This window comes from Hydrogenophaga sp. (genome assembly GCF_022844385.1).
Classification (GTDB): Bacteria; Pseudomonadota; Gammaproteobacteria; order Burkholderiales; family Burkholderiaceae_C; genus Hydrogenophaga.
The window spans coordinates 1-7,248 of sequence record NZ_JALHLX010000152.1 but is presented as its reverse complement, the minus strand read 5'-3'; the positions used below and the strand labels follow the sequence as shown (position 1 = coordinate 7,248).

Here is a 7,248-nt window from a genome sequence, read left to right as displayed (position 1 = left end):
TGAATCGCCAAGGTCATGGAACTTCACACTTAGCACTCACTCATAGAGAGTGCTAATATTCTTGGTACTTACCCGAGGAGGTTCTTCATGTCCCACTCACTTGCCCCCATTTCCGCCGCTGTCAGTGGCCAGGTCGCTGTTGCGAACCCCTGGGCGCTGGTGCCGCCGCTGGGCAATCTGGACGCCTACATTTCCGCGGTCAACCGCCTGCCGCTGCTCACGCTGGACGAAGAGCAGAAGGCTGCGCGCCGCCTGCGCGAAGACAACGATCTGGAGGCCGCGGGCCAGTTGGTGATGTCGCACCTGCGCCTGGTGGTGTCCATTGCCCGCCAATACCTGGGCTACGGCCTGCCCCACGGCGACCTGATCCAGGAAGGCAACGTGGGCCTGATGAAGGCCGTGAAGCGTTTCGACCCCGACCAGGGCGTGCGCCTGGTGAGCTACGCCATGCACTGGATCAAGGCCGAGATCCACGAGTACGTGTTGAAGAACTGCCGCATGGTCAAGCTGGCCACCACCAAGGCGCAGCGCAAGCTGTTCTTCAACCTGCGCTCGCGCAAACAGGGTTTCCGCTCGGACGCGCTGGACGGCGACACCCACCGCGAGGTGCTGAGCGATGTTGAAGTCGGCATCATGGCCAAAGAACTCAACGTGAAGCCGGAAGAAGTGCGCGAGATGGAAACGCGGCTCTCCGGCGGCGACGTGGTGCTGGACCCGGGCCCGGGCGACGATGGCGAAGACGCCTTTGGCCCTATTGCCTATCTGGCCGACGCCACGCACGAACCGACCGCCGTGCTCGAATCGGCCGAGCGCGACGCGCTGGCCACCGAAGGCGTGGCCCAGGCCATGAACGAACTCGACGACCGCTCGCGCCGCATCGTGAGCGAGCGCTGGCTCAAGGTGAACGACGACGGCTCGGGCGGCATGACGCTGCACGAGCTGGCGGCCGAGTACGGCGTGAGCGCCGAGCGCGTGCGCCAGATTGAAGTGGCGGCCATGAAAAAGATGCGCAAGGCGCTGGCCGCTTACGCTTGAACGCGGACGCCACCGTCTGCGCCAACCCCGGCTGCCCTGGCATCCGGGGTTTTTTTCCGCCTGCGACGCACCGCCTTGGTGCTCCCGAGAAGCCGACCTGTCAGCCTGACAAGACACAATAGCCTGATCCGCTGTTGCACATCTGTCGCCCCTTCTGTGACCTTCCTTGTTCGCCTCTGCGCCTTGTGCGCCTTGCTGTTGTCGCTGCACGCGGCCCATGCCCAGCCCGGCCCACAACCGTCCCCGCTCTCGCTCGATGGCACCAAAAGCACCCTCAGCCTGGCCGGGCGCAGCAGTTTCTGGGTGGACGGGGGCGGGCAACTGACAGTGGACCAGCTGGAGCAACTGCAAGCCGAATTGCCTTTCAGCATCCGCAACCGGGACAACCGCCTGCAGCTCGGCCCGGGTGCCGTGTTGTGGGTGAAGTTTGATGCGCGGGTGGTGGATACCGGCACGCAATGGGAACTGGAGCTGACCCACGCGGGCACCGACCTCGTGAGCCTGTTCCACCGCCAGGCCGACGGCAGCTGGAAAGCGCAGCACGCCGGCGACCGCATCGCCGTGCGCGACTGGGCCTACCCCGACCGCTACCCGGTGTTCGCCCTCGATCCGCGGGCCGACCAGACCGTGACCTACTGGGTCCGCATCGAACACGCCCGCGTACCGTTCTCGGGCGAACTGCTGGTGCACAACCACAACGCCTTGCGCGAGCTGCGCATCCAGCAGCAGTTCTTGCTGGGCGCGTATTTCGGCATGGCCCTGCTGCTGGTGGCCACGGCGGTGGCCAACGCCCTGGTGTTCCGCGACACCAGCTTTGCGGCCTACGCGGTCTACGTCACGGTGCTGGCGCTGGCACTCTCCGCCTCGCTCGGCGTGGGCGGGCAGTTCATATGGCCGGGCTGGCCGCGCTGGAACGGGTTGGCTGAATTCGTGTTGCTGCCGCTGACCGCCGTCACCGGGCTGCTGTTTGTGCGGCATGTGGTGCAGCCGCGGCGCATCGGCCGGGGGCTGGACCGCCTGGCCTTGACGCTGGCCGGCGTGTTTCTCGCGCTGACCGTCTGGGACGTGTTGCACCCCACCGCCACCAGCCTGCAGGCCCTCACCGCCATCGGCGCGCTGACCATGGCGCTGGTCTACGCGATGCTGTGGGCCGCCTGGCGCACCGGCGACCGCTGGGTGCGCTGGATCGCGTTGGGCATCCTGCCGGTGTTGCTGGCGGGCACCTTGCCGGTGTTGCGCAACTTCGGGCTGCTGTCTTCCGGCTTCCTCTCGCAATACGGCATGGTGCTGGCGGCGGTGATCGAAGCGCCGTTGCTGATCTACGGTCTGCTGCAGCGCTCATCGGTGCAGCACGAGGCCCAGACCCGGGCGCGCGCCCTGGCCCTGACCGAGCCGCTCACCGGCCTGACCAACCGCCACAACTTCATGCTGCGTCTGCACGAAAGCCTGGTCCGCGCTCAGCGCTACCAGCACCACAGCGCGTTGCTGCTGATCGACCTGGACAACCACGGCTGGTTTGCCGAGACGCACGGACGCGAGGTGGCCGACCGGGCGCTGGTGCTCACGGGTTCATTGCTGAGATCGGTGGCGCGCGACGTGGACACCGCAGGCCGGGTCAACGACAGCACGCTCGCGCTGCTGATGGAAGGTCCCGTGCGGGAAGCGCAGGTGGTGGCAGCCGCCACCAGCATCGTGGCGGGCGGGCTGCGCCCGTCCAGCCAGTTGCCGGTGGGCGCGACCCTCAAGTTCAAGGTGGTGCTGGCCTTGCTGCCCGACGCAGCCAGCGGCGCCGACCTGGAGAGCAACGCCCAGGCCCACCTGGACTGGCTGGGCAGCGGCCTGGACGCGCTGCGTCAGGATGGCCGCCGGACCATCCTGAAGCTCAACTTCTGATCAGGGCGACGATTCGCCGCCGGGCCGCTTCCAAGGCGAATCAGCCCCCGTGGGGGGCAGCGGACCTCGCGCAGCAGGGGAGCGTGGGGGCTCAGTTCTCGCGTCTGAGAGCAGGGAACAGGATCACGTCACGGATGCTGGCGCTGTCGGTCAGCAGCATCATCAAACGGTCGATGCCGATGCCGCAGCCACCGGCCGGCGGCATGCCGTATTCGAGCGCTCGGATGTAGTCGGCGTCGAAATGCATGGCCTCGTCGTCACCGCTGTCCTTGGCAGACACCTGGGCGTGAAAGCGCGCGGCCTGGTCTTCGGCGTCGTTCAGCTCCGAGAACGCATTGCCGAACTCACGGCCGGTGATGTAGAGCTCGAAGCGCTCGGTCACCTCGGGCTTGGCGTCGTTGGCGCGCGCCAGCGGCGATATCTCGGTGGGGTGGTCCATGATGAAAGTCGGGTTCCAGAGCTTGTCCTCGACCTTCTCTTCAAAGTACATCACCTGCAGGCTCGCCAGGCTGCGCGCGGAGAGTTGGTGCTTCGCTTCGCTCAGGCCCAGCTTCTTCAGCTGGTTCAGCAGCCACTCCGTGCTGTCCACGTTGTCGCCCGCCTCGGTGTGCTTCAGGATGGCTTCGCGGATGGTGAGCCGCTCGAACGGTGAGGTCACGTCCACCGGCTGGCCCTGGTAGGTCAGCGGCACGTCACCCCGCACCTCGCGCACCACGTGGCGGATGAGCTCTTCGGTGAAGCTCATCAGGTCCTGGTAGTTCCAGTACGCCGCGTAGAACTCCATCATGGTGAACTCGGGGTTGTGGCGGACGCTGATGCCTTCGTTGCGGAAGTTGCGGTTGATCTCGAACACGCGGTCAAAGCCGCCGACCAGCAAACGCTTCAAGTACAGCTCGGGCGCGATGCGCAGGAACATCTCCTGGTCGAGCGCGTTGTGGTGTGTCTTGAACGGCTTGGCGTTGGCGCCCCCCGGGATCGGGTGCAGCATGGGCGTCTCGACTTCGAGAAACCCATGGCTGACCATGAAGCCGCGCAGGCTGGCAATGCCACGGCTGCGGTTGACGAAGCGCTGGCGCGCGCTCTCGTCGGTCATCAGGTCCACATAACGCTGGCGGTACTTGATCTCCTGATCGGCAATGCCGTGGAACTTGTCGGGCAGCGGGCGCAGGCTCTTGGTGATGAGGCGAACGCTGTCGGCGTGAATGGTGAGTTCACCGGTGCGGGTGCGGAACAGCACGCCTTCGGCCGCCACGATGTCGCCCAGGTCCCAGTGCTTGAACGCGTTGTGCAGTGCCTCGCCCACGCTGTCGTTGTTCAGGTAGATCTGGATACGGCCTCCGCTGGGGCCGAACGAGGCGTCTTGCAGCGTGGCGAAGCTGGCCTTGCCCATCACGCGCTTGAGCATCATGCGCCCGGCCACGCAGGCGCGCACCGGGTTGCCTTCGAGCACTTCCTTGGTGGTTTCACCGTGCACCGCGAACAGCTCGGCCGCCTTGTCGGTGGGTTTGAAGTCGTTCGGAAAAGCCACGCCCTCGCCCCGCTGCTGTGCTTCGCGCATCGCCTTGAGCTTCTCGCGTCGCTCCACGATCAGCTGGTTGTCGTCGTGCGCGGGCGCGCTGGCATCGGGGGTGTGGACTTGGGTCATGAGTGAAAAGAGGGTTGGGCACCAGTGTGCGCAACCCTTGATTGTAGTTTTGGGCCGGAACCGCCCCGGGGGCATCGCCGTCAGGCGTCTGGGTGCGTCCAGTTCTTCGCGGCTGAGTACACCGCGTTCGGGTACTCGGCCCGGCCGCGGCTGCCGTTGTAGCGGCCCAGTGCCATGAAGGTGTCGCCGCGTTCGCGGTCGAGGTAGTGGCGCAGGATCACGCATCCGTAGCGCAGATTGACACGCATGTCGAACAACTGAGACGAATCACCGTCTCCAATCAACCGCGCCCAGAAAGGCATGATCTGCATGTAGCCGCGCGCGCCAACCCGAGAGATGGCAAATTTTCGGAACGCGCTCTCTACCTGGATCAGCCCCAAAACAAGCGTTGTATCCAGTCCAGCACGTTTGGACTCGTACCAGACGGTCTGCAGAAAGTCGACACGGGTCTGGAGTTCCGTTTTCCGGCGTTGCAGCTTGTCGCTGCTTGCACCAAGCCAGCGCAAATACTTCAGACGCGCCTCCGTGGTTCCGAATTCAAGCTGAGGAGGCCGCCCGTCAGACTCGATGGCAGCGCGCAGAGCCAACCGCACCGAGTCGGCCAAAGGCTCTTCCAATTGACCGCCTGCATGCGCCCAGCCAGGCCAAATGCCCAAGCCAAGCGACGCGGCTCCCAGCAGACAGTCCCGGCGCGACCAGGCCATGGGCTTCATGCGCCGAGCTTGCCCTTCAGCAAGGCGAGCACGTCGGTCAGTGCCACTGGCGTAGCGGCCGCATCGCGGCGGTGCTGGTATTCCACCTGACCGGTCTTCAAGCCCCGGTCGCCGATGGTCACGCGGTGGGGCACACCGATGAGCTCCCAGTCGGCAAACATCGCACCCGGACGCTCGCCCCGGTCGTCCAGGATCACATCGACGCCCGCAACCAACAGGTCGGCGTGCAGTTGTTCGGCAGCGGCCTTCACCTCGGCGCTGCGGTCCATGCCGATGGGGCACACCACCACCGTGAACGGTGCCAGTGCGTCGGGCCAGATGATGCCGCGCTCGTCGTGGTTCTGCTCGATGGCCGCGGCCGGCAGGCGCGTGATGCCGATGCCGTAGCAACCCATTTCGAAGTGCGCGGGCTTGCCGTCTTCGCCAAGGAAGGTGGCGCTCATCGCCTTGCTGTATTTGGTGCCCAGGTAGAACACATGGCCCACCTCGATACCGCGCTCGATGGCGAGCGGACCCTTGCCGTCGGGTGACGCGTCACCTTCGACCACGTTGCGGATGTCGGCCACCAGATCGGGCTCGGGCAGGTCGAGGCCCCAGTTCACGCCAGTCATGTGGAAGTCGGGCTCGTTGGCGCCGCAGATCCAGTCGGCCATCACCGCCACTTCGCGGTCCACCACCAGCTTCACCGGTTTCTTCAGTCCGATCGGGCCCAGGTAGCCGGGGCGGCAACCGAAATGTTCTTCAATCTCGGGAATGCTGGCGAAACGGAAACCGGCGCTCAGGCCCGGCACCTTGTTCACCTTGACTTCGTTCATGTCGTGATCACCGCGCAGCAGCAGCAGCCACACCTGGCTTTGCGCGACCTCGCCCGCTTCGTTGAGGACATCGGTGGCCAACACCAGCGACTTCACCGTGGTGGCCAGCGGCACGCCGAGCAATTCGGCCACATCGGCGCAGGTGCTCTTGCCCGGTGTGGGCGTCTTGACCATGGCGTTGGCTGCCGCGGCGCGCGAGGCGCTGGGTGCCTGTGCCTCGGCCTTTTCCATGTTGGCCGCGTAGTCGCTGTTCGGGCAGTAGACGATGGCGTCTTCGCCCGTGGCCGCGATCACCTGGAACTCTTCGCTCAGGTCACCACCGATGGCACCGCTGTCGGCCGCCACGGCGCGATAACGCAAACCAAAGCGGTCGAAGATGCGGCGGTAGGCCGCGGCCATCACCTGGTAGCTCGCCTTGGCTGCCGCCTCGTCGCGGTCAAAGCTGTAGGCGTCTTTCATGATGAACTCGCGCCCGCGCATCAAGCCAAACCGCGGACGGCGCTCGTCGCGGAACTTGGTCTGGATCTGGTAGAAATTTTTCGGCAGCTGCTTGTAGCTGCGCAGTTCCTGCCGCGCGATGTCGGTCACCACCTCTTCGCTGGTGGGCTGCACGATGAAGTCGCGGTCGTGCCGATCCTTGATGCGCAGCAGCTCCGGGCCCATCTTTTCGAACCGCCCCGTCTCTTGCCAGAGCTCGGCCGGCTGGATCACCGGCATGGTGAGTTCCACCGCGCCGGCACGGTTCATCTCTTCGCGCACGATGGCCTCCACCTTGTGGATCACGCGCAAGCCCATGGGCATGTAGCTGTAGATACCGGCGCCGAGCTTCTTGATCATGCCGGCGCGCGTCATGAGCTGGTGGCTCACCACTTCCGCGTCGGCAGGGGCTTCCTTCTGGGTCGAGATGAAGAACTGGGAGGCTTTCATGGGCGAGCTGATTTCTGCCGATGGGCAGTGGTTGGGGAATCGTGGGTGGGGTCCGGGGAACAGAACACCCGAGGCCGGGATGCTCCACCTGCGCCCGAAGCTGCAACAGGTGTGTGATCACTTCGCAACTCGCACGGCGCGATGCATAATGAACACAGTTTAAAAATTTGGGGTTGATTATGCTTGACAGAGAAGGCTTCAGGCCCAATGTCGGCATCAT

At 65.1% G+C, this 7,248-nt stretch carries 5 protein-coding genes; 2 read left to right on the top strand and 3 right to left on the bottom strand.

Annotated elements, in window-relative coordinates; translation table 11 throughout:
* Nucleotides 1-87 precede the first annotated feature (87 nt).
* Nucleotides 88-1,035 (top strand): RNA polymerase sigma factor RpoH, encoded by a 948-nt coding sequence (gene rpoH, locus Q0C59_RS17440; RefSeq protein WP_291217904.1) that lies wholly within the window; start codon nt 88-90, stop codon nt 1,033-1,035.
* 156 nt (nt 1,036-1,191) lie between these two features.
* A complete protein-coding gene (locus Q0C59_RS17435; protein ID WP_291217902.1) occupies nt 1,192-2,928 on the top strand; it encodes a 7TM diverse intracellular signaling domain-containing protein in 1,737 nt (578 codons plus the stop codon).
* Between the two features lie 91 nt (nt 2,929-3,019).
* Here the strand turns inward: Q0C59_RS17435 and lysS are convergent, their stop codons facing one another.
* From lysS to Q0C59_RS17420, 3 genes are all read right to left on the bottom strand, one after another.
* The gene (gene lysS, locus Q0C59_RS17430) at nt 3,020-4,573 is read right to left on the bottom strand and encodes a lysine--tRNA ligase (RefSeq protein WP_291217901.1); all 1,554 of its coding nucleotides are present in this window, start codon (nt 4,571-4,573) and stop codon (nt 3,020-3,022) included.
* Nucleotides 4,574-4,653: 80 nt separating this feature from the next.
* The gene (locus Q0C59_RS17425; RefSeq protein WP_370654243.1) at nt 4,654-5,286 is read right to left on the bottom strand and encodes a lytic transglycosylase domain-containing protein; all 633 of its coding nucleotides are present in this window, start codon (nt 5,284-5,286) and stop codon (nt 4,654-4,656) included.
* Nucleotides 5,283-7,028, bottom strand: a complete 1,746-nt coding sequence (locus Q0C59_RS17420; protein WP_291217900.1) for a proline--tRNA ligase — start codon at nt 7,026-7,028, stop codon at nt 5,283-5,285. Before Q0C59_RS17420 ends, Q0C59_RS17425 begins: the two co-directional genes overlap by 4 nt.
* Between the last annotated feature and the right edge of the window lie 220 nt (nt 7,029-7,248).

What these genes read in the sequence shown, in the direction of transcription:
- lysS (WP_291217901.1), bottom strand. Translation starts at nt 4,573, where the DNA reads ATGACCCAAGTCCACACCCCCGATGCCAGCGCGCCCGCGCACGACGAC.
- rpoH (WP_291217904.1), top strand. Translation starts at nt 88, where the DNA reads ATGTCCCACTCACTTGCCCCCATTTCCGCCGCTGTCAGTGGCCAGGTC.
- Q0C59_RS17425 (WP_370654243.1), bottom strand. Translation starts at nt 5,286, where the DNA reads ATGAAGCCCATGGCCTGGTCGCGCCGGGACTGTCTGCTGGGAGCCGCG.
- Q0C59_RS17420 (WP_291217900.1), bottom strand. Translation starts at nt 7,028, where the DNA reads ATGAAAGCCTCCCAGTTCTTCATCTCGACCCAGAAGGAAGCCCCTGCC.